We start from the raw sequence: 19,481 nt of genomic DNA on the forward strand, positions 1-19,481 counted from the left end.
TGTTAACGATTGACCTGCGGGGGGGGATGGGCCAGTTTGCCCCGAAATACCCGCCGCATCTGCCGGAGTGCGAATGTCTGATACCACCCCTCAAGTCCCGAATGTTCCCGAAACCGGAGTGGCCGATCTGGGATTATTCGGGAAACCTCTTTTTCAGGACCCCGGTGCGCGGGCTTTGCGGCGGGTCGGTGTAGTTGATGTGGGATCGAACTCGGTCCGCATGGTGGTTTTCGACGGGGCGGCGCGAAGCCCTGCCTATTTCTACAATGAAAAAATCATGTGTGCCTTGGGGGCTGGCATGGCTGATACCGGTCATCTGTCGCCCGAAGGCCGCGTTCGCGCACTGTCTGCGATGCGCCGTTTCTCGAAGCTGGCTGAGGGAATGGGCCTCACGGAATTGACGGCAGTCGCGACCGCAGCCGTCCGCGATGCCACAGACGGACGCGCATTTTGCGAAGAAGTCCGCGCGCAGACCGGCATTAAAATCTGGGTGATCGACGGCGAAGAAGAAGCGCGCCTGTCTGCCCAAGGGGTGCTACTGGGCTGGCCCGGTGCATACGGACTGGTCTGTGATATCGGTGGCTCGTCCCTTGAGATGGCAGAGATATCGGGGGGCAGGGTCGGCAAGCGCGTGACTTCGAACCTCGGACCGCTCAAACTGCGCGATATAAAAGGCGGCGCAAAAGCGCGTGAGGCGCATATCAAGGAGGTCATGACCGGTCTGGCCGATAAAATGGGCAGCCAGCGTGACCGCCTTTTTCTTGTGGGCGGGTCGTGGCGAGCGATTGCACGGATTGATATGATCCGCCGAAATTATCCGCTGCATGTGCTTCATGAGTACCGCATGACGCGCAAATCCGTGCGCGATACAATCGACTTTATCCGCGCCTCCGATATGGAGGCGTTGCGCGTTGAGGCGGGTGTGTCGTCTGCGCGGGCATCGTTGGTCCCTTATGCCTGCGAGGTGCTTGCGCGGCTGGTCAAGACGTTCAGCCCAAAGGATATTGCAATCTCGAGCTACGGCATCCGCGAGGGGATGCTCTATGAGCAGATGCCCCAGCGCCTCCGTGACCGTGATCCCCTGATCGAAGCATGCAGGTTTGCCGAAGACAAGGATGCGCGCTCTCCGGGTTTCGGGCGGATGCTGTATAACTTCATTCTGCCTCTTTATAAATCGGCCCCTGCACCGCGCAAACGTCTGATCAAGGCGGCCTGCCTTTTGCACGACGTGAGCTGGCGCGCGCATCCTGACTACCGCGCCGAGGTCTGTTTTGACAATGCAACGCGGGCGAACCTCGGTGGGCTAAAACACTCTGAGCGGATTTTCATGGGTTTGGCCCTGATGAACCGCTATTCCAACAAACGTGAGAATGTGCGCTTCGCGGATCTGTTCGCGATGGTCGACGACCAGACACGCATTGAGGCCGAAATTCTGGGAAAGGCGATGCGGTTTGGCGCCATGCTATGGATGGACAAGGTGGCCGAACTGGGCGAGTTGCGCTGGTATCCCAAGAAAAAAGAGCTGCATCTTCGACTTAGCCCCGAGATGATGCCGCTGTTTGGCGAAGTAGCAGAACAGCGTTTCAGCTCGCTTGCCGCATCACTCGAAGCGCAGGCCGTTGTCACCACTACCAAGCGCTAAAGGTCAATTTGTGGTGTCTGTTCATGTTGCGAGGGGGCGTCTGGTATCTCCGGCACATCGGGCTTGCGACGGATGATGACATCACCGTTTGGCAGAACCTCAGGCGCTTCATAGACACTCCAGTCCTCGACCTCCTCCAGAACGCCGCGCAATTTCGGACCTATCTGCGTCATGAAATCTTGTAAGGCGGGTCCGGCCTCCTCCATTAACTTTGCCATATCCTTTAATGCAGGTGACATTTCCTCCATCAGGCCCTCGAAGAAAAGTTGCGCCCCGCGCTCCATAAGCGACGGGGGATCGTCCTGAGCCTGAAGTGGCGTGGCGAGTGCGAGAGAGACAAGCGAGACGGCTGCTATATGTTTCATCCCTTCAATATAGGAAGGGATTTACCTTTAACCAAGCTAGAGGTCGATATCTATCGTAACAGGGAAATGATCGGATGCGGTGACAAGTGCATCGCGCAACACCGGATCGCGCCAACAATCGGGATCATCCAGCGGGTGCCAAATCCGCCAGCGCGGATTTTTAGCGCGCAACTGGGGGCAGACCATGACGTAATCGAGCAAAGCTTGCAGAAAGCGGCCCTCCTCGCGGATCCAGAAACGCGAGGTGGTGGGCATCGCCCCCAACCGCTGTCCCAACGCACGAGCCGCATGCGGATCGTAGAGCGGGTGCGGCCCGTCAGTCCCGAGGATCACCTCCACCGAGGAGCGCCCGAACAAATTCTCGAAAGCATCAAGTCCCGGACCATCGTTAAGATCGCCCAGAACCATCAACGGGACGTCCTGCGCCACAGTTGCATCGATGCGCCCGCGCAGCCAAACCGCTTGCGCCAGCTGTTTACGTCGGTTTGCGATAGCGATTTGCATGGCGTGGGCTTCGTTGCGCGCACCGTAAGGCGCTTTGGATTTGAGATGTGCACCGATCATGCGGAACAAAAAGCCTGACGCAGTTTCAAGCGTAAGCTCAAGAGGCGGCTTGGAGAACACGACAAGGTCCTCCGTCGCATCGATATCCAGATCTATGCGCAAGATGCCGTCAAAGCGCGGCGCGCCAGTGGCTCCGTCCCGCCCTGTCTCCTGCCCCTGCGGATCATGATGGACGGTCAGAATATCGGGATCATACAGCAGCGCAATTTCCTGCTGTGTGTCGTTTGCAAATCCCATTACAGCCGCGTGCGTGCGCAGACCGAAGCGTGCGGCAAAGCTCTCGAGTGCAGTCACGGTGCTGTGTTTGCGCCCAGTATCAGGCGCTTCGATCACCATAATCGCATCCGCATCAAGGGCGGTGAATACGGTCCCCAATGCAGCAAGTTGGCTGGCGCGGGTTACGTCACGCCGGCCAGACCATCCCGCATCGCTAAGCGGTTGATCATCTGCATCGAACAAATTGGCAAACCATTCCACATTATAAGTGGCGATGCGCACTACGCCGCCTTGCCCGAGAGGGTTTCCCACGCACGATTAATATCGATCATCCGCTTCTCCGCCATTTTTACTGCCTCTTCAGGCAGGCCGCGAGCGATGAGGGCATCGGGATGATTGGCGCGCACAAGGGTGCGCCATGCCGCACGCGCCTCCTCACGGCTGGCGCCTGGTGCGATTCCCAGAACGGTATGCGGCAGAGGGGATGAGTTGGGAACAAATCTCGCACGCAATGTCTCGAACGCGCCTTCGGGCAAGGCAAAAATATCGGCAACCTCTTGCAAAAACGCGTTTTCGTTGGGATGATAGATTCCGTCGGCCATAGCAATATGGAACAACCCCTCCATTAGATCACACAGGATATGATCGTCGTCACCGAACATATTCTTGATCCGGCGGGCATAATCATCGAAGCCGGCCACATCGGTACGGGCCAGATCGAAAACTTTGGCAGCACCAGCCGCGTCAGCATCGGCGATCTGGAACACCTCGCGAAAAGCGGTAACCTCGTCTCGGGTCACCTGCCCGTCCGCCTTTGCCATCTTGGCACCTAATGCCACCACTGCGATGGTGAACGCCACAGAGCGTTCGGGCGCCGTGCGCAATCGGTCGAATACCGCCGAGAGCCCTTCGCCAGAGGCGAGAGCAGAAAGGGCTTCGGAAATTCGGGTCCAAATTGACATGTAGGTACTCTAACGCGACTGAGGGAGCTTGTCAGGGGTCTGCAATGATCCTGCTCATCACAATCAGATCATGCCATCGCTCCGATTTTCGCCCTACCTGTGGCAATTGACCCGCCAATGCAAACCCCATCCGCCGGTGAAACGCAATCGCGCCGGGATTTTCACTCCCGATGCAAGCGATCATCACATGAATTCCCTGCGCTCTGGCCTCGTCAATAGCTGCAGCCATCAGAGCACTGCCGACGCCGGTTCCGGGATGGGCAGTGATAATGCTATGCTCGGCGGTATGCGCATATCCCGGACCTGCCCGAAACGGGCCCCATGTGATGAAGCCCGCGCAGCCATTCGCAACCTCCGCGATCAGAAACGCGCGCTCGCGTTGCACAAGCAGTGCGGCGAGATCTTCGTCGGTTTTCAAGATGGTTGTGAATGTCGCTGTGGTATCGCGGATCATCGCGTTCCACAGCGACCTGACCTGCGGCAGGTCAGTAGATGCTGCAGGACGGATCAGCAAAGTGTTGCTGGACCATTTGGCGTCCTAAAGGTCGCAGTCAGTTGCGGCGTGCCAGTGGTGAACATAATCCTCGCATCAGCCATAAGCGGCGCAAGCAGCGCACCCAATGCAGGCGCTTCTGGATGGCGCACCTCAAGCGTGGTGATCGTGCATCCCTGTTGTGCCAGACGCGTTGCGGGGTGCGCATCGCCAATCCACTGTATCAGCGCGGGCGCGCAATTATCAAAGGGCAGCATACCGTTTTGCGGAACTGCCATCCGCCAGCGCAGATCACCGCGTTCTAAATCAACCGGTGCACCAAAGCTATCCGGCAGCTGCGCAAGGGTTGCATCCAGATCATCGCAGCGGCAGATCCAGTTGGTCAAACGCGGCTTGCCCGCGAACCGGTCAAGGTCAAACCAGCGGGCACGGTCAGGCAGGGGCGCTGCTGGATTGATCGCAATTGCCTCCAGATACATATGTTCCTCCAACCCCAACAACGTGTTGTGCGTATGGAAAATCGCATGTTCACCGCCGGTTTGTAGCGGTACACCCATCGCCGCCTCGACATGCGTCGTAGCAGCGGCGAGCGTTTCACCCGCCACCGCGATATGGTCAAATACGATCATGCGCGTGCGGCGCGGATCAGTTTCAAGATGTCCTGTGCCGCGTTGGGGATATTCGTTCCAGGCCCAAAGATCGCCTTGACCCCTGCGTCATAGAGGAACTGGTAGTCCTGCTGCGGGATCACACCACCACAGATCACCAGAATATCCTCTGCTCCTGCATCCTTGAGCGCTTTGACCAGCTGCGGGGCGAGTGTCTTGTGTCCGGCGGCTTGCGAACTGATGCCGATGACGTGCACATCATTATCTACCGCGTCCTGCGCTGCCTCAGCCGGGGTCTGAAAGAGCGGGCCGACGTCGACGTCAAAACCGATGTCGGCAAAGGCGGTTGCGATCACTTTTGCGCCGCGATCATGTCCGTCCTGACCCATTTTCACCACAAGCATACGTGGGCGGCGGCCTTCATCTTCCGCGAACGCCTCAACCGACCTCTGAATCGCGGCAAAGCCTTCATCACCCTCATAGGCGGCGCCATAAACACCAGCAAGGGTTCTGACCTCGGCGCGGTGGCGGCCGAATTCTTCTTCCATCGCCATGCTGATTTCTCCTACGGTCGCGCGAGCGCGGGCGGCTTCTATTGCCGCTTCGAGCAGGTTGCCCCCCTCGCGGGCGCGGCGCGACAGCTCTGCCAGAGTATTGGTGCAAGCGGCCTCATCCCGGCTCGCGCGGATTTTCTCAAGTCGCTTGATTTGGCTTTCGCGCACAGCGACGTTATCGACATCCATGATCTCGATGGCATCTTCTTTTTCGCGGCGGTATTTATTAACCCCCACGATCACATCGGTGCCACGGTCCTGACCTGCCTGACGCTGGGCAGCGGCCTCCTCGATCCGCAGCTTGGGCATGCCGGAGGCCACTGCCTTTGTCATACCACCCATTTCCTCGACTTCCTCAATGAGTTTCCACGCGGCCTCTGCCATGTCATGCGTCAGTTTTTCGACGTAGTAGGAGCCGGCCAGTGGATCAACCACATTGGTCACGCCGGTTTCCTCCTGCAAGATCAGCTGGGTGTTGCGCGCGATGCGGCTGGAGTTTTCGGTGGGTAAGGCGATCGCCTCGTCCAATGCGTTAGTATGCAACGACTGCGTGCCGCCCAGCACCGCCGACATCGCCTCGTAGGCTGTGCGAATGACGTTGTTATAAGGGTCTTGCTCCTGAAGGCTGACGCCGGATGTCTGGCAGTGCGTGCGAAGCATGCTTGATTTTGCATCTTTGGGATCAAACTCCGCCATGATGCGCGACCACAGCAGGCGCGCGGCCCGCAATTTTGCAACTTCCATGAAGAAGTTCATACCAATGCAAAAGAAGAAGCTGAGGCGCGGCGCGAATTTATCCACGTCCATGCCCGCCGCAATCGCCGTGCGGACGTATTCGCGGCCATCCGCAAGCGTGAAGGCAAGCTCCTGCACAAGGTTCGCGCCCGCCTCTTGCATATGGTAGCCAGAGATCGAAATCGAGTTGAATTTCGGCATCTCGTTGGCGGTATATTCAATGATATCCGCGATAATCTTCATCGACGGTTCCGGCGGGTAAATATAGGTATTGCGGACCATGAACTCCTTGAGGATGTCGTTTTGGATGGTGCCGGAAAGAACGGCACGCGAGTGCCCCTGCTCTTCACCCGCAACGATAAAACTGGCCAAAATAGGGATGACTGCACCGTTCATCGTCATGGAAACACTAACTTTATCGAGCGGGATGCCGTCAAAGAGAATCTTCATATCCTCGACGCTGTCAATTGCCACGCCGGCCTTGCCAACATCACCCTCGACCCTCGGGTGATCACTGTCATACCCGCGGTGCGTCGCCAGATCGAAGGCAACTGAGACACCCTGCTGGCCTGCCGCAAGCGCGCGGCGATAAAATGCGTTTGATTCTTCCGCTGTAGAGAAGCCCGCATATTGGCGGATCGTCCATGGGCGCCCTGCATACATCGTCGCCTTTACACCACGGGTATAGGGCGCTTCGCCAGGGATACCGCCCAGATGACCGACGCCGTCCAGATCCTCAGCCGTATAAAGCGGGGATACATCAATGCCTTCCAGCGTCTTCCACGTAAGATCGTCCAGCGAGCGGCCACGCAGCTCACCCTCAGCCAGTTTGCGCCAATCGGCCTTGTTCGCGTTCTTGAAAGCGGTGTTCGGTTTGTTGGTCATGGAACTGTCCTTTTGTCAGTGCGCCCGCAGGCAGGCTTTGGCCTGCTCTTGTGCGGGAGCGATCCTCTGTCAGTGTCGCAAGCCCATCCGCACCGGCGGTGAGCCACATCATATCATCTGCGTAAGCTTCGCGCAGCGCGGCAGATTGCGCAGTGCTAAACGGGTTCCAGCGCCCCTCGGCCTCGGCCAGATGGGCGGGCAAATCTGCCTCAACCATCCCGTTTGCAAACAATTTCGCCCGCAACATAGGCACATCGGGCGAGCGGTTGAGCCAGCTTTTTGCATCGCCTTGCGGTGCGGCGTGGCCAGTGGCCTCACTCAGCACCTTGTCGGACTGCCCGGCGAATTGTTCAAACGGCATCACCTTGATTTCGGCCTGTGGCAGCGCGCAGGCCATATCGGTGATGACATCGCGCCATGTGCGCGCCGCAGCGGCGAGCGCGGCAAGCCGGATGTCATCAGGCATCGGATGGCCCCGCCCCATGCCATAGGCCGCAACGGACGACCACCAAAGATCCTGTGCGCGAACAGACATAACGACGCGGGTAATCCGCCCTTCAAAAGCAGCATCTAGCCGTGCCAGCCGCTCCCCGATTGCGGGGAAAAGTGATGCCGCCCGCAGGCAGGCACGTGGCGCCCCGATCATGTTTTCTTCGGTCACCAATATCCGTTGTGCCCCTGCCCGCATCGCTTGTGCGGTATGAAGACGCACGCGACCCATCGCACGGCGTTGCAAATTGCGGCCGTTGAGCATGCGCGGCGGCGAAAACAGACCGTCAAACAGGCCCTTACGCAGCATATACGGCTCCCATAGGGCAGTCCCTTGGGCCATCAAATGCGCACGATTGCCCCGCACATAGTGTTGAAAACTGGTCGATCCGGTGCGATGTGCCCCGACATGAAGGATAATATCCATAAGCTGTGCAATGCCTTTGCGCCATGAGGCCGCAATTGGCAGCCAGGGGAGGGAAACTACCGCAGTCATGCGGTAAAATCCCTTGCAGCGGGCTTAACAGTAAAAATGGGCGCATCTGCCTTCGCAATCGCGCAAATACCCCCTATATGTAGTTCAGAGGGAGAGCTTATGAAATCGTTGTTAGGTGCTGTTATTATTGCTGTTTTCGCGGGTGGGGTACAGGCGCAAACCTTGTTTTCCCCAGACCTTCCGCTCATGATCAGGGATGCTGCTGTGACAGATTTGACTGAATTTAGGTGGAAAAACCGACCTGTCATTGTTTTTGCTGACAGCGAGGATGATCCAGCCTTCATCGAACAAATGGAGCTTCTCAATTTGAGGGCCGAAGAGCTGACCGAGCGGGACGTGGTTGTGATCGTTGACACGGATCCCGCCGCGCGCAGTGCCATCAGACTAAAAATGAGGCCGCGTGGCTTCATGCTGACCTTGGTGGGCAAGGACGGCAATGTAGCGATACGCAAACCTTTCCCATGGAGCGTCCGCGAGATCTCTCGCAGCATCGACAAAATGCCCATGCGCCAGCGTGAAATTCGCGAAGCAAAAGAGCCCACCAACGGGTAGAGTCCGGGGGCATACCTGCCCCCGACCGGATTTATGACAGCCTGACCGCTCACTCGAATTCCATGATGATGTCATCAACAGCAAGGCTGTCACCCGCGCTTGCGTTGATTTTGGTCACGACACCTTTTTTCTCGGCTCGCAGAATGTTTTCCATCTTCATCGCCTCAATGGTGCACAAGGCCTGACCGTCCTGCACTTCGTCGCCAACGGCCACGTCTAGCTTAACGATCAGCCCGGGCATCGGGCATAGCAACAGTTTGGAAGTATCCGGCGGTACCTTTACCGGCATCTTTCGGGCCATTTCAGCCTGAAGCGGCGTGCGAACGTGCACTTTTACATCCGCGCCTCGGGTGCGGATGCGGAACCCGCCCGAGATTTTTCCAACCTTGAGGATCAGTGGCTTGTCCCCCACTGTCATCGTGGCCAGATGATCACCGGGTGTCCAATCGCCAGCCACGCGCAGGGTCTCTCCGTCATCGAACGTCACCGTTGCGCCCTCTTTATCCGCGATGATGTGCACGTCAAAACTGTGGTCCTGCACGGCGACATTCCAAGCGGTTCCGACCTTACGCTCGTGATTGTCCATGCGGCCCGATACCCGCGCACGGCGAATTTCTGCAACCCGGTGCATCGCGGCTGTTGCAGCAGCGATGCGCTTCAGCTCCCCTTCGGCCAGCGTCACACCCTCGAAACCATCGGGGTATTGATCCTCGATGAAGGCGGTGGTCATTTCGCCTGCGACAAAAATCGGATGATCCATGACCGCACTCAGGAACGGCAGGTTATGCCCGATGCCTTCGACTTCGAAACTGTCGAGCGCCACGCGCATCCGCTCAATCGCAGCCTCACGGGTGGGACCCCATGTGCACAGCTTGGCAATCATCGGGTCGTAATACATCGAGATTTCGCCGCCCTCGTAGACGCCTGTATCATTGCGCACCGCCGTCTCGCCGCTGGGGGCATCACCATGCCATTTACCGTTCGTGAGCAGTGGCCCTGCTGCAATCTCTGCTGGTGGGCGGTAACGGGTCAGTCGACCGATAGAAGGCAGAAAACCGCGATACGGATCTTCGGCATAAAGGCGGTTTTCGATGGCCCAGCCGTTGATTTGCACGTCTTCTTGCTTGATCGTTAGCGCTTCGCCGTTGGCGACGCGGATCATCTGCTCGACCAGATCGATACCGGTGATCATCTCCGTTATCGGATGCTCCACCTGAAGGCGGGTGTTCATTTCGAGAAAGTAAAAATTCTTGTCACCGTCGACGATAAATTCGACAGTTCCCGCACTGGTGTAGCCGACGGCCTGTGCCAGAGCGACCGATTGCTCGCCCATGGCCTTACGCGTCTCGGCATCAAGGAAGGGCGAAGGCGCTTCTTCCACAACTTTCTGATTCCGGCGCTGGATCGAGCATTCACGCTCGTTCAGGTAAATACCGTTGCCGTGCCCATCGCAAAGGACCTGAATTTCGATGTGGCGCGGATTGGTCACAAATTTCTCGATGAAAATTCGGTCATCGCCGAAAGAGTTCGCAGCTTCATTCTTGGAACTCTGGAAGCCCTCGCGCGCCTCTACATCGTTCCATGCAATCCGCATGCCCTTGCCCCCACCACCGGCAGTGGCCTTGAGCATAACAGGATACCCGATTTCGTTCGAGATCTTCACCGCCTCGTCAGCATCCGCGATGATGCCCATATAACCGGGAACCGTGCTGACGCCTGCTTCCTTGGCGATCTTTTTGGAGGTGATCTTATCACCCATCTTTTCAATGGCACCAACGGGGGGTCCGACGAAGGCTACACCGGCCGCACTCAGCGCCTCGGCGAACTTGGAATTCTCGGACAAAAAGCCATAACCGGGATGCACAGCTTGTGCGCCACTGGCCTTGACCGCCTCCATCACCTTATCGATTACGATATAGGACTGGTTTGCAGGGGGCGGGCCAATATGGATGGCCTCATCTGCCATTTGCACGTGAAGGGCCTGCCTGTCGGCATCCGAATAAATCGCCACCGTTTGGATGCCCATCTTGCGTGCTGTCTTTATGACACGGCAGGCAATCTCTCCGCGGTTGGCGATCAGGATCTTATTGAACATATGTTAGGCCCTTTTGATGGATGTCGAGATGTGGAAAACGCAAAAAACCACGCATGCCCGTGGGCCGCGTGGTTTTTGCCGTGTCTTTTGCGGACGCAGGACGCCCGAAAGAATTAGTTTCTTTTGCAGTTCGTGATGTTTGTGTTGCAGGCAAGGACGTTTGCGCCAGCGCCAAGTGCAGCACCCTGTGCCAAGCTACCACCAGTTGCTGCGGCAAGACCTGCACCAACCACACCGCCACCAAGGGCTTGCTCGCCAATGTTGTTACCGCATGCTGCAAGACCTGCCGAGAGGCCAAGCGCGATGACAATTTTCGAAATACCCATGCCGTTAATCCTTTTTTACTGATGTCTGCTACGCTAACGCGGTGCTGCCCGATAAGTTCCGGCCCCCCCGTTTGCATCCCATCAAAAAGAGCGGGCGGAAAAAGGACGGGCAGCGTGGCGGAGGGACTTACCTGCTGCCCGTCAAAGGAAGGGGTTTGGTCTTTGGTCGAGAAACACTCAGGGCGGATGCCATGGCGCGTCTTCTTGGCGACTCTGCGGCCAAATTTCCCATCTGCATAGGCAGAAGTGTCGCACACGGCGATATCGGCCAGTTTTCGCCCAGATATGAAGGGGTTGCGCAAGATCATGCTTACTCTTCGTCCACAATCTTGGGGAAGGTTTGGCGGGCCACACGCAGGTCGATTTTCAGCATCGCTTCGTAATCGGCGGGATCAAACGGATCGGTCGCGGGAATAACCTCACGCCCGAACAGCCACGACAGGCGCCCCGCATCCAGATTGCCACGCTCGAACGGCTCATCGCCAAAAGCTTCCCACAGCGCTTTGAAAAAGCCCTCGTCAGCGCGGCGATCAGGCGCACGCCGGTCTGACCTGCGCTCACGCACGGTAAGCTCGGTAGCGCCCTTTGGATTTGCGCGGCGGACTGTGAATTGAAAGTCTGTGCCCGGCAAACGGCCAGGGAAACCGCGGTGTTTGAGCATATAGGCTAGTGCCATGCTGCGCCCTCCGCGGTGAGGGACAGGGAAGCTGTCAGGACGGGGAAAACTTTCCGTCCTGACAGATTTTTAGAAAGATTTTGGGAATTATTTGTACTTGCCTGTGTAGACGGGCTCTTGGCTGATTGGCTCAACCACGACAAATTCTTCGACCTGCTGCTTTTTTGCACAAGCAGCGGCGACAACCAAAAGGCCGAGCATTGCGAAAAGTTTGATGTTCTTCGACATCTGTATCTCCTGACACGTGTTGTACGGGACAGACCATAACCTGCTATGGCCCCCGCATTGCTGCGAGATCGCATATTGATGCGCCTCGAGTCAAGCATACCTGCAAGTGTTAGATATGGATATGTGGATAAATCTGTGGACAACTTATGTGACTCCAAAGTCGCAACTACGGGACCACCCGAGAGGCGATCCGCAAGATGTTGTGTATGCATCAAAACTCATCCCACATACAGATCCCATTTTCGGTCTTAAATGCTTCGAAATACTGTACGGCATCACGGTCCGGCACGCCAAATTCGGTGATCCTGTCCATGAAAGTAATCACGACTTTATCAGCTGAAAGCTCGTATTCGACCATATATGGCAGCACGAACGTCTCGCACAGGTGCAGCATATCATCGCCTGAGGTGTCAAAACCTACCTGCCCTGCCCCCGCCGCGATCTGCGGTGCAATATAGCGAAACCGCAAATAATGGACCTGATCCTGCTGATCGACCAGCACCTCATGCAACGTGAGCTGCTGGCCGGAAGGCACATCCTGCGCGGCCAGAGGACCGGCAGAAAGCAGCAAGGCGACAAGCGCTTTCATAGAGCACCATTCCACGTAGATATGCTGCGGACCGATGTCGTGCCGCGCAAATCGCAGGCACAGTTCGCTCCGGCAGATCCGGTTTTTGCGGCAATCACTCCCGACACCCTAAAGTGGAATGTTGTCGTGCTTTTTCCACGGCAACGACGATTTCTTATTGCGCAGTGAGGCGAAGGCACGCGCGATCCGCTTGCGGGTCATACGCGGCTGGATGACCTCGTCGATGAAACCGCGCTCGGCTGCAACAAACGGGTTGGCAAAACGATCCTCGTAATCGGCCACATGCAGGGCGGTCTTATCTGCATCCTTGAGGTCGGCGCGATGAATGATCTCGGTAGCGCCCTTGGCACCCATCACCGCAATTTCGGAGGTGGGCCATGCATAATTGAAGTCCGCCTTCAGATGCTTGGATGCCATCACCACATAAGCTCCACCGTAGGCTTTGCGCGTGATAACTGTGACCATCGGCACTGTTGCCTCACCATAGGCGTAAAGCAATTTGGCTCCGTGTTTGATCACGCCACCGTACTCCTGACTAACACCCGGCAAAAAGCCCGGAACGTCGACCAATGTGAGAATCGGAATTTCGAACGCGTCACAAAACCGGACAAAACGTGCAGCCTTGCGGGCGGATTCGATATCCAGAACACCGGCAAGGACCATCGGCTGGTTTGCCACCACGCCAACGGACCGACCCTCGATGCGGATAAAGCCGGTGATTATGTTGCGGGCAAACTCTTCCTGAATTTCGTAGAAGTCACCCTCATCCGCAAGCTTGATAATCAGCTCTTTCATGTCATAGGGCGTGTTCGCGTTTGCAGGCACCAGCGTGTCGAGCGAAGGCTCGATCCTGTCTGGCGTATCGAAAAACGGACGAACAGGCGCTTTCTCGCGGTTATTGGACGGCAGAAAATCGACCAGACGGCGGACTTCGGCCAAGGCCTCAACGTCGTTCTCGAAGGCTGCGTCGGCCACGGATGATTTTTTGGTATGAGTTGATGCGCCCCCCAACTCTTCTGCCGTGACCTGCTCGTTGGTGACCGTCTTGACCACGTCAGGACCAGTCACAAACATGTAAGAGCTGTCTTTGACCATAAAGATAAAGTCGGTCATGGCAGGCGAATAAACCGCCCCGCCGGCACAGGGCCCCATAATCACACTGATCTGCGGAACCACGCCCGAGGCTTCGATGTTGCGTTGGAAAATATCGCCATATCCCGCAAGGCTATCGACACCTTCCTGGATCCGCGCGCCACCCGAATCGTTGATGCCGATAATCGGCGCTCCATTCTGGATCGCCATATCCATGATCTTACAAATCTTCTTGGCGTGGGTGGCAGAAACGGAACCACCCAGAACCGTGAAATCCTGCGCAAAGACGTAGACGAGGCGGCCGTTGATCGTGCCCCACCCTGTGACCACACCATCACCGGCAGGCTTTTGCTGCTCCATCCCGAAATCGGTACAGCGATGGGTGACAAACATGTCAAACTCCTCAAAGGAGCCCTCATCGAGCAAAAGATGCACCCGCTCGCGGGCAGTCAGCTTGCCGCGTGCGTGCTGTGCGTCGATGCGGTTCTGACCACCGCCCAATTGCGCATCCGCGCGGCGATCGTCGAGCTGTTGCAAAATATCTTTCATGGACGGGTCTCCCTACCGGATTATGTTCCGCAATGTATCGAAGGGATTGCCAGAGACAAAGGTCAATTTAGCAAATTTGCAAAATCTATTCACTGATATCGCTGCAAATTGCAAATAAGCTAATATCCCGATATCCGTCAGACCCACTCGACAACGCGCAAACAGCGATCTAGATATTTTACATGCAAAACATTCGACAAGATCTCAAGCCGGTCCAACTCGGCCAACGGACGTCCCCGCCCCACATTCTTACGCTCATTTTGCTTGCCGGCATGTCGGCCTGCGTCATGAACATGTTCCTGCCAAGTTTGCCTGCGATGGCCGCTCATTTCGAAACCGATTATGCGGTAATGCAACTCTCGGTCGCAATTTATCTGGGCTTTTCAGCGGTGCTGCAGATTTTCGTCGGTCCAATTTCGGATAAATTCGGGCGCAGGCCTGTTATCTTGTGGGGCCTTGGTATCTTTCTATTGGCCACACTGGGCTGTATCTTCGCCACCAGCATCGAGATGTTTTTGACCTTCAGAATGGCGCAGGCCGCCATCGCGACCTCGATGGTGCTTAGTCGTGCGGCAGTTCGTGATATGTATTCACAAGATCAGGCAGCCTCCATGATCGGCTATGTCACCATGGGCATGGCCGTTGTGCCGATGATCAGCCCCGCAATTGGGGGTGTGCTGGACGAATGGTTCGGCTGGCAAGCGGTTTTCTGGGCGCTTTTTGCTCTGGGGGCCGCCACGATGCTGCTGGCATGGGCGGACATGGGAGAGACGGCACAGGCTTCGACCAAATCACTCACGGCGCAGTTTCGTGAATACCCCGAGTTGCTGCGTAGTCCCCGGTTTTGGGGCTATGCCATGGCCGCGGGTTTTAGTTCCGGTGCGTTCTTTGCCTATCTGGGAGGCGCGCCCTTTGTCGGTCAAGAAGTGTTTGGAATGTCGCCCGCCACACTCGGATTTTTCTTTGGGGCGCCTGCGGTGGGTTATTTTGTCGGCAACTTCATCACTGGTCGTTATGCCACGCGCTTTGGTGTCAATCAGATGGTTCTTTGGGGCTGCGGAGCGAATGCGTTTGGCGGAACAGTCTCGTTGCTGATCTTTGAAGCGGGCTACGGCAGTCCGGTCAGCTTTTTTGGGATGATGACGCTGGTCGGTCTGGGTAACGGTTTGACCTTGCCGAATGCCACGGCAGGTATGCTGTCTGTGCGACCCCATTTGGCGGGGACGGCATCGGGTTTGGGCGGTGCGATCATGATCGGTGGCGGCGCATTTCTGAGCGCATGGGTCGGTGTCCTGCTTACCCCCGAAAGCGGTGCCTTCCCTTTGCTGTGGATGATGCTGGTCACTGCCGTGCTCGGCCTTGCGTCTATTGCCCTGGTCGTCCACCGCGAGCGACAGATGGCGCGAAAGCTCCACAAGCCCTTGTGAGGACCGATTTGCAAAGTTAGGGAATAGCTGACCAAGCTTTGCAAAGGGGGTTTCATGGCCACTCAAAAACTTTATGCCGGTGCAAAGCTGCGCGAGCAGCGCCTCAAGATCGGGCTCACCCAAAAAGATTTTGCAGCACGCCTTGGCGTCTCGCTGCCGTATCTCAACCAGATGGAGAATAATAACAGGCCTGTGTCCACCACGGTGGTGTTGGCGCTTGCCTCCGAATTCGGGATGGATGTAACGGAACTTGGGTCAGGCGATACAGAACGCCTCACGAGTGACATGCAAGAAGTGCTGGCAGATCCGCTTTTCGCTAGTGATATTCCGGCTTTGGCCGATGTTCGCCTTGCTGCATCAAATGCGCCGGGTCTGGCACGGGCGTTTATTGCATTGCATCAAAGTTACCGCCAGGCGCACGAGCGGCTCGCATCGCTTGATGAGGCGCTGGGGCGCGAAGACGCCCGCCCTACCCCAAGCCCATGGGAGGAAGTGCGCGACTTCTTCCATTACTGCGACAATTACATTGATGCTGTAGATCACGCGGCAGAACGTTTTGCCTCCCGCGCGGGGCTAGATATCAGGGGTGCAGCCGTGGCGGCATTGCACACTGCGGGCCTGACTGTTGTGCTCACCGACATGGATGCCCTGCGTCTGCTCGACCGCGGGCGTGGCGAGGTGCACATTTCCGCGCGCGCCCAGCCCGAAACACAGACCTTCCAGTTGTTGTTGCAAGTGGCCCTTGTTCAACACAACACCCTGCTGGAGGCCACTCTTGATCTGGCGCGCTTTCATTCTCCCGCCGCGCGTGACATCGCCAAAATCGGTCTGGCAAATTATTTCGCGGGTGCGGCCCTGTTGCCCTATGGCGCGTTTCAAGCCCGTGCACAGGCGTGTCGCCATGATCTCGAAGTGCTGGCCCAGCATTTCGGCGCGTCAATCGAGCAGATTGCGCACAGGCTTTCCACCATGCAGCGGCCCGGCGCAAAGGGCGTGCCGTTCTTTTTTGTACGCGTCGATCAGGCAGGGACAATCACAAAACGCCACTCCGCCACGCGGCTTCAATTTGCGCGCTTTGGCGGAGCCTGCCCACTGTGGAACGTTCACCGCGCTTTCGAAACCCCCGGTCAGTTCTTGCGCCAGTTGGCGGAAACACCCGACGGCGTACGCTATATCTCAATTGCGCGCGACATCTCGAAATCTGCGGGGCGCTTTGGCGCGCCGACACGGCGCTTTGCGCTGGCACTGGGATGCGAGGTACGGCACGCCTCGCAACTGGTTTATGCAGATGGCCTCGATCTTACCCGCGACAGCGCATTCGAGCCTATCGGGATTTCATGCAGGATCTGCGACCGCAAAAACTGCCACCAACGCTCTGTTCCACCACTCGAGCGTAACCTCGTGGTCGACCCCGACCGCCGCGATGTATTGCCTTACCGCGTGGATTGATCAGCGTCTGGCCTTGCGCCAGCCCGCTGCGCGCGCCGCAGCCTCGGAGCAAAACCAACGCTCGCCCTTGGCCACGTTTATGCGGGTACGTCCGTAAAATTCCTGACCCGGCATGTGATAAATCCGGTCACCTTTGGCGCTGATATTGCCCTTTATGACACATTCGCCGCTAGCCTGCTGCGGCTGTGACCGCTGCTTGCCGTTTTTGCGGTGTTGCGCAGGCGATAGCATCCGCACCGCATGAAGGCCGCGATCCACTGCTGCCGCTTCTCGCTCGATGCCGACGTAATCCGCGCTGTATCTAACATAGGCAAAGGCCATCCCCTCGCTTACCAGCCACGCGCCCACATCAGTTCCCTGTACCTCGCAGCGCGCAACAGTGCGCCCGTAGCGATCCATCTCAATGCGCAAACAGCGGGCAGTCTGGCCGCTGAAACGGTCGGTTACCACTTTGGTAATCCAGCCACCGCAGGCCCATTCTGTGCCCTGCTGCATCTCGCACATTTGATCGTTTTCGGGTGCGTCAATGCCATGGAGGCGAATTTTGACGCCTGAGACCTCGAAGGTATCGCCGTCGATCACACGGATGCTGCCAGTGATCACGCCATCACTCTCGTTCGCCAGTAAAATGCTACCAGCAAGACCAAGCAGGCATACGCCCACACCAAACAAAATGCGCAATCTGCGCGAAAAGGATTTTAAGAGAACAACCATCAAGGCTGCGTATGAAAAATGTTCATGCCCCTTTGATAGAGAGACATGAGGAAAAGGTTAACAAAAAGTTAACGTACAAGCAAAAATATGGTTAAGCGTTAACCTTCACCGCTGCTTGGTCTCCCAATCGGGATGTACCCATGGTTCGTCGTTGGAAGCCGCCAATGGGTCCTTACCCAGAACATGATCCGCCATTTTTTCACCCACCATGATCGAGGGCGCATTCAAGTTCCCATTGGTGATGCGCGGGAAGATCGAACTGTCGGCAACCCGCAGTCCCTCTACGCCGATCACACGGCCCTGCGCATCCACAACTGCATCCACATCGTCTTTACTGCCCATCTTGCACGTGCCGCAGGGATGATAGGCGCTCTCGGCATGTTCGCGAACGAAGGCGTCGATCTCGTCATCCGTCTGGACATCCGCACCGGGCTGGATTTCGTGTTTTACAAAGGGTTTGAAAGCATCCTGCGCAAAAATTTCGCGAGTAAGGCGGATACACCGGCGCCACTCCTCCCAATCCTCGGGATGGGACATATAGTTAAACAAAATCTTAGGATTGTCGGCAGGATCATCAGAGCGCAGTGAGACACGGCCCCGCGATTTGGATCGCATCGGCCCCACATGCGCCTGAAACCCATGCCCCTCGGCAGCGGCCTTTCCGTCATAGCGCACTGCGATGGGCAGGAAATGGTACTGAATGTCGGGATAAGCCACACCTGCACGCGAGCGGATGAAGGCCGCGCTCTCAAACTGGTTCGATGCTCCCATGCCACGTTTGGAAAACAGCCATTGCGCGCCGATGATCCCTTTCCACACAAGGTTCCAGTAGCGGTACAGCGTGACGGGCTGGCTCGCCGCCATTTGCATATAGACCTCAAGGTGGTCCTGAAGGTTGCCACCGACACCGGGCCGGTCCGCAATCACCTCAATACCGTGTTCGTTGAGGTGCGCGGCAGGGCCGATGCCAGACAGCATCAACAGCTTGGGAGAATTGATCGAGGAGGCCGCCAGAATAACCTCGCAGCGGGCATGGATCACTTCCGTCTTGTTGCCGCGCTTGACCGCCACGCCCACGGCGCGCCCGTTCTCGATAACAACACGCTGGGCAAAGGCGCGGGTGATCTCGACATTTTCGCGTTTGAGTGCGGGACGCAGATATGCGTTGGCCGCTGACCAGCGCCTGCCATTGTGCACGGTCTGCTCCATCGGGCCAAAACCCTCTTGCTGGCGCCCGTTATAATCGTCGGTAGCCTCGTAACCCGCCTGCTTGCCCGCCTCGACAAAAGCCTGAAACAGCGGGTTTGCCCGCGGCCCACGGCTCACATGCAGCGGTCCATCCTTGCCGCGCCAATAAGTATCCCCGCCATGGCCGCCATCATGCCATGTCTCCATCCGCCGGAAATAGGGAAGCACATCGGCATAGCTCCAGCCCTCTGCGCCACTATCGCGCCAATGGTCAAAATCCATCGCATGGCCGCGCACATACACCATCCCGTTGATCGAGGACGACCCGCCGATCACCTTGCCGCGCGGGCAGACCAGTTTGCGGTCCTCCAGATGCGGCTCCGGCTCGGACATATAGCCCCAGTCGTAGCGGGCCATGTTCATAGGATAGCTGAGGGCCGCAGGCATCTGGATGAATGGCCCTGCATCTGTACCACCGTGCTCAATCACCAGCACCGATTTGCCAGCCTCGCCCAATCGGTAGGCCATAGCACATCCAGCGCTGCCTGCGCCTACGATTACATAATCAGCTTCCATGTTACTCTTTC

The 19,481-nt window shown here is 57.2% G+C and carries 19 protein-coding genes; 4 read left to right on the plus strand and 15 right to left on the minus strand.

Going from position 1 to position 19,481, the window contains the following annotated elements; genetic code table 11:
• The first annotated feature begins 73 nt into the window (after window positions 1-73).
• Window positions 74-1,642 carry a Ppx/GppA family phosphatase gene (locus tag C8N30_RS17800; RefSeq protein ID WP_025061435.1) on the plus strand — a complete coding sequence of 523 codons (1,569 nt, stop codon included), beginning with the start codon at window positions 74-76 and terminating at the stop codon, window positions 1,640-1,642.
• On the opposite strand, the gene C8N30_RS17805 is transcribed toward C8N30_RS17800, so the two are convergent.
• The 7 genes from C8N30_RS17805 to C8N30_RS17835 are packed head-to-tail and all read right to left on the minus strand — an operon-like array spanning window position 1,639 to window position 8,009.
• A complete protein-coding gene (locus C8N30_RS17805) occupies window positions 1,639-2,007 on the minus strand; it encodes a hypothetical protein (RefSeq protein ID WP_025061434.1) in 369 nt (122 codons plus the stop codon). The genes C8N30_RS17800 and C8N30_RS17805 overlap by 4 nt on opposite strands.
• Window positions 2,008-2,043: 36 nt before the next feature.
• Window positions 2,044-3,069, minus strand: a complete 1,026-nt coding sequence (locus C8N30_RS17810; protein ID WP_025061433.1) for an endonuclease/exonuclease/phosphatase family protein — start codon at window positions 3,067-3,069, stop codon at window positions 2,044-2,046.
• Window positions 3,069-3,749, minus strand: coding sequence for a molecular chaperone DjiA (locus tag C8N30_RS17815; RefSeq protein WP_025061432.1), 681 nt, complete (start codon window positions 3,747-3,749; stop codon window positions 3,069-3,071). The genes C8N30_RS17810 and C8N30_RS17815 overlap by 1 nt, the downstream gene beginning before the upstream one ends.
• 31 nt (window positions 3,750-3,780) lie before the next feature.
• Window positions 3,781-4,203, minus strand: coding sequence for a GNAT family N-acetyltransferase (locus C8N30_RS17820; protein WP_232222785.1), 423 nt, complete (start codon window positions 4,201-4,203; stop codon window positions 3,781-3,783).
• A gap of 53 nt (window positions 4,204-4,256) precedes the next feature.
• On the minus strand, window positions 4,257-4,871 hold the full coding sequence (locus C8N30_RS17825; RefSeq protein WP_025061430.1) for a VOC family protein: 615 nt from the start codon (window positions 4,869-4,871) through the stop codon (window positions 4,257-4,259).
• Complete coding sequence (gene scpA / locus C8N30_RS17830; protein ID WP_025061429.1) at window positions 4,868-7,024, minus strand: methylmalonyl-CoA mutase; 2,157 nt, start codon at window positions 7,022-7,024, stop codon at window positions 4,868-4,870. Before scpA ends, C8N30_RS17825 begins: the two co-directional genes overlap by 4 nt.
• Window positions 6,960-8,009, minus strand: a complete 1,050-nt coding sequence (locus tag C8N30_RS17835; protein WP_232222784.1) for a hypothetical protein — start codon at window positions 8,007-8,009, stop codon at window positions 6,960-6,962. Before C8N30_RS17835 ends, scpA begins: the two co-directional genes overlap by 65 nt.
• 99 nt (window positions 8,010-8,108) lie before the next feature.
• On the opposite strand from C8N30_RS17835, the gene C8N30_RS17840 reads away from it, so the two are divergent.
• Window positions 8,109-8,561 (plus strand): DUF4174 domain-containing protein, encoded by a 453-nt coding sequence (locus C8N30_RS17840; RefSeq protein WP_025061427.1) that lies wholly within the window; start codon window positions 8,109-8,111, stop codon window positions 8,559-8,561.
• Window positions 8,562-8,610: 49 nt separating this feature from the next.
• Here C8N30_RS17840 and C8N30_RS17845 read toward each other — a convergent pair whose 3' ends face one another.
• From C8N30_RS17845 to C8N30_RS17865, 6 genes are all read right to left on the minus strand, one after another.
• On the minus strand, window positions 8,611-10,656 hold the full coding sequence (locus tag C8N30_RS17845) for an acetyl-CoA carboxylase biotin carboxylase subunit (protein ID WP_025061426.1): 2,046 nt from the start codon (window positions 10,654-10,656) through the stop codon (window positions 8,611-8,613).
• A 113-nt stretch (window positions 10,657-10,769) separates the two neighbouring features.
• Complete coding sequence (locus tag C8N30_RS17850) at window positions 10,770-10,982, minus strand: hypothetical protein (protein WP_025061425.1); 213 nt, start codon at window positions 10,980-10,982, stop codon at window positions 10,770-10,772.
• A 310-nt stretch (window positions 10,983-11,292) separates the two neighbouring features.
• Window positions 11,293-11,658: a hypothetical protein gene (locus C8N30_RS17855; protein ID WP_037967808.1), complete on the minus strand. Its 366-nt coding sequence runs from the start codon at window positions 11,656-11,658 to the stop codon at window positions 11,293-11,295.
• An 87-nt stretch (window positions 11,659-11,745) separates the two neighbouring features.
• Window positions 11,746-11,886 (minus strand): hypothetical protein, encoded by a 141-nt coding sequence (locus tag C8N30_RS19455; protein ID WP_170151188.1) that lies wholly within the window; start codon window positions 11,884-11,886, stop codon window positions 11,746-11,748.
• Window positions 11,887-12,097: 211 nt separating this feature from the next.
• A complete protein-coding gene (locus C8N30_RS17860) occupies window positions 12,098-12,475 on the minus strand; it encodes a DUF6497 family protein (protein ID WP_025061423.1) in 378 nt (125 codons plus the stop codon).
• 108 nt (window positions 12,476-12,583) lie between these two features.
• Complete coding sequence (locus tag C8N30_RS17865; protein WP_025061422.1) at window positions 12,584-14,116, minus strand: acyl-CoA carboxylase subunit beta; 1,533 nt, start codon at window positions 14,114-14,116, stop codon at window positions 12,584-12,586.
• Window positions 14,117-14,298: 182 nt separating this feature from the next.
• Here C8N30_RS17865 and C8N30_RS17870 point away from each other — a divergent pair, with 182 nt between their 5' ends.
• Both C8N30_RS17870 and C8N30_RS17875 read left to right on the plus strand, forming a co-directional pair.
• Window positions 14,299-15,543, plus strand: coding sequence for a multidrug effflux MFS transporter (locus tag C8N30_RS17870; RefSeq protein ID WP_037967806.1), 1,245 nt, complete (start codon window positions 14,299-14,301; stop codon window positions 15,541-15,543).
• A gap of 54 nt (window positions 15,544-15,597) precedes the next feature.
• Window positions 15,598-16,992 (plus strand): helix-turn-helix domain-containing protein, encoded by a 1,395-nt coding sequence (locus tag C8N30_RS17875; RefSeq protein ID WP_025061420.1) that lies wholly within the window; start codon window positions 15,598-15,600, stop codon window positions 16,990-16,992.
• Here C8N30_RS17875 and C8N30_RS17880 read toward each other — a convergent pair whose 3' ends face one another.
• Together C8N30_RS17880 and betA are read right to left on the minus strand one after the other, a co-directional pair.
• The gene (locus tag C8N30_RS17880) at window positions 16,993-17,706 is read right to left on the minus strand and encodes a thermonuclease family protein (RefSeq protein WP_051567115.1); all 714 of its coding nucleotides are present in this window, start codon (window positions 17,704-17,706) and stop codon (window positions 16,993-16,995) included.
• Between the two features lie 105 nt (window positions 17,707-17,811).
• Window positions 17,812-19,470 carry a choline dehydrogenase gene (betA, locus tag C8N30_RS17885; RefSeq protein WP_025061418.1) on the minus strand — a complete coding sequence of 553 codons (1,659 nt, stop codon included), beginning with the start codon at window positions 19,468-19,470 and terminating at the stop codon, window positions 17,812-17,814.
• Between the last annotated feature and the right edge of the window lie 11 nt (window positions 19,471-19,481).

This window comes from Sulfitobacter guttiformis, assembly GCF_003610455.1.
GTDB lineage: Bacteria > Pseudomonadota > Alphaproteobacteria > Rhodobacterales > Rhodobacteraceae > Sulfitobacter > Sulfitobacter guttiformis.

What these genes read in the sequence shown, in the direction of transcription:
- C8N30_RS17800 (WP_025061435.1), top strand. Translation starts at nt 74, where the DNA reads ATGTCTGATACCACCCCTCAAGTCCCGAATGTTCCCGAAACCGGAGTG.
- C8N30_RS17805 (WP_025061434.1), bottom strand. Translation starts at nt 2,007, where the DNA reads ATGAAACATATAGCAGCCGTCTCGCTTGTCTCTCTCGCACTCGCCACG.
- C8N30_RS17815 (WP_025061432.1), bottom strand. Translation starts at nt 3,749, where the DNA reads ATGTCAATTTGGACCCGAATTTCCGAAGCCCTTTCTGCTCTCGCCTCT.
- C8N30_RS17820 (WP_232222785.1), bottom strand. Translation starts at nt 4,203, where the DNA reads ATGATCCGCGATACCACAGCGACATTCACAACCATCTTGAAAACCGAC.
- C8N30_RS17825 (WP_025061430.1), bottom strand. Translation starts at nt 4,871, where the DNA reads ATGATCGTATTTGACCATATCGCGGTGGCGGGTGAAACGCTCGCCGCT.
- scpA (WP_025061429.1), bottom strand. Translation starts at nt 7,024, where the DNA reads ATGACCAACAAACCGAACACCGCTTTCAAGAACGCGAACAAGGCCGAT.
- C8N30_RS17835 (WP_232222784.1), bottom strand. Translation starts at nt 8,009, where the DNA reads ATGACTGCGGTAGTTTCCCTCCCCTGGCTGCCAATTGCGGCCTCATGG.
- C8N30_RS17840 (WP_025061427.1), top strand. Translation starts at nt 8,109, where the DNA reads ATGAAATCGTTGTTAGGTGCTGTTATTATTGCTGTTTTCGCGGGTGGG.
- C8N30_RS17845 (WP_025061426.1), bottom strand. Translation starts at nt 10,656, where the DNA reads ATGTTCAATAAGATCCTGATCGCCAACCGCGGAGAGATTGCCTGCCGT.
- C8N30_RS17850 (WP_025061425.1), bottom strand. Translation starts at nt 10,982, where the DNA reads ATGGGTATTTCGAAAATTGTCATCGCGCTTGGCCTCTCGGCAGGTCTT.
- C8N30_RS17855 (WP_037967808.1), bottom strand. Translation starts at nt 11,658, where the DNA reads ATGGCACTAGCCTATATGCTCAAACACCGCGGTTTCCCTGGCCGTTTG.
- C8N30_RS19455 (WP_170151188.1), bottom strand. Translation starts at nt 11,886, where the DNA reads ATGTCGAAGAACATCAAACTTTTCGCAATGCTCGGCCTTTTGGTTGTC.
- C8N30_RS17860 (WP_025061423.1), bottom strand. Translation starts at nt 12,475, where the DNA reads ATGAAAGCGCTTGTCGCCTTGCTGCTTTCTGCCGGTCCTCTGGCCGCG.
- C8N30_RS17865 (WP_025061422.1), bottom strand. Translation starts at nt 14,116, where the DNA reads ATGAAAGATATTTTGCAACAGCTCGACGATCGCCGCGCGGATGCGCAA.
- C8N30_RS17870 (WP_037967806.1), top strand. Translation starts at nt 14,299, where the DNA reads ATGCAAAACATTCGACAAGATCTCAAGCCGGTCCAACTCGGCCAACGG.
- C8N30_RS17875 (WP_025061420.1), top strand. Translation starts at nt 15,598, where the DNA reads ATGGCCACTCAAAAACTTTATGCCGGTGCAAAGCTGCGCGAGCAGCGC.
- C8N30_RS17880 (WP_051567115.1), bottom strand. Translation starts at nt 17,706, where the DNA reads ATGGTTGTTCTCTTAAAATCCTTTTCGCGCAGATTGCGCATTTTGTTT.
- betA (WP_025061418.1), bottom strand. Translation starts at nt 19,470, where the DNA reads ATGGAAGCTGATTATGTAATCGTAGGCGCAGGCAGCGCTGGATGTGCT.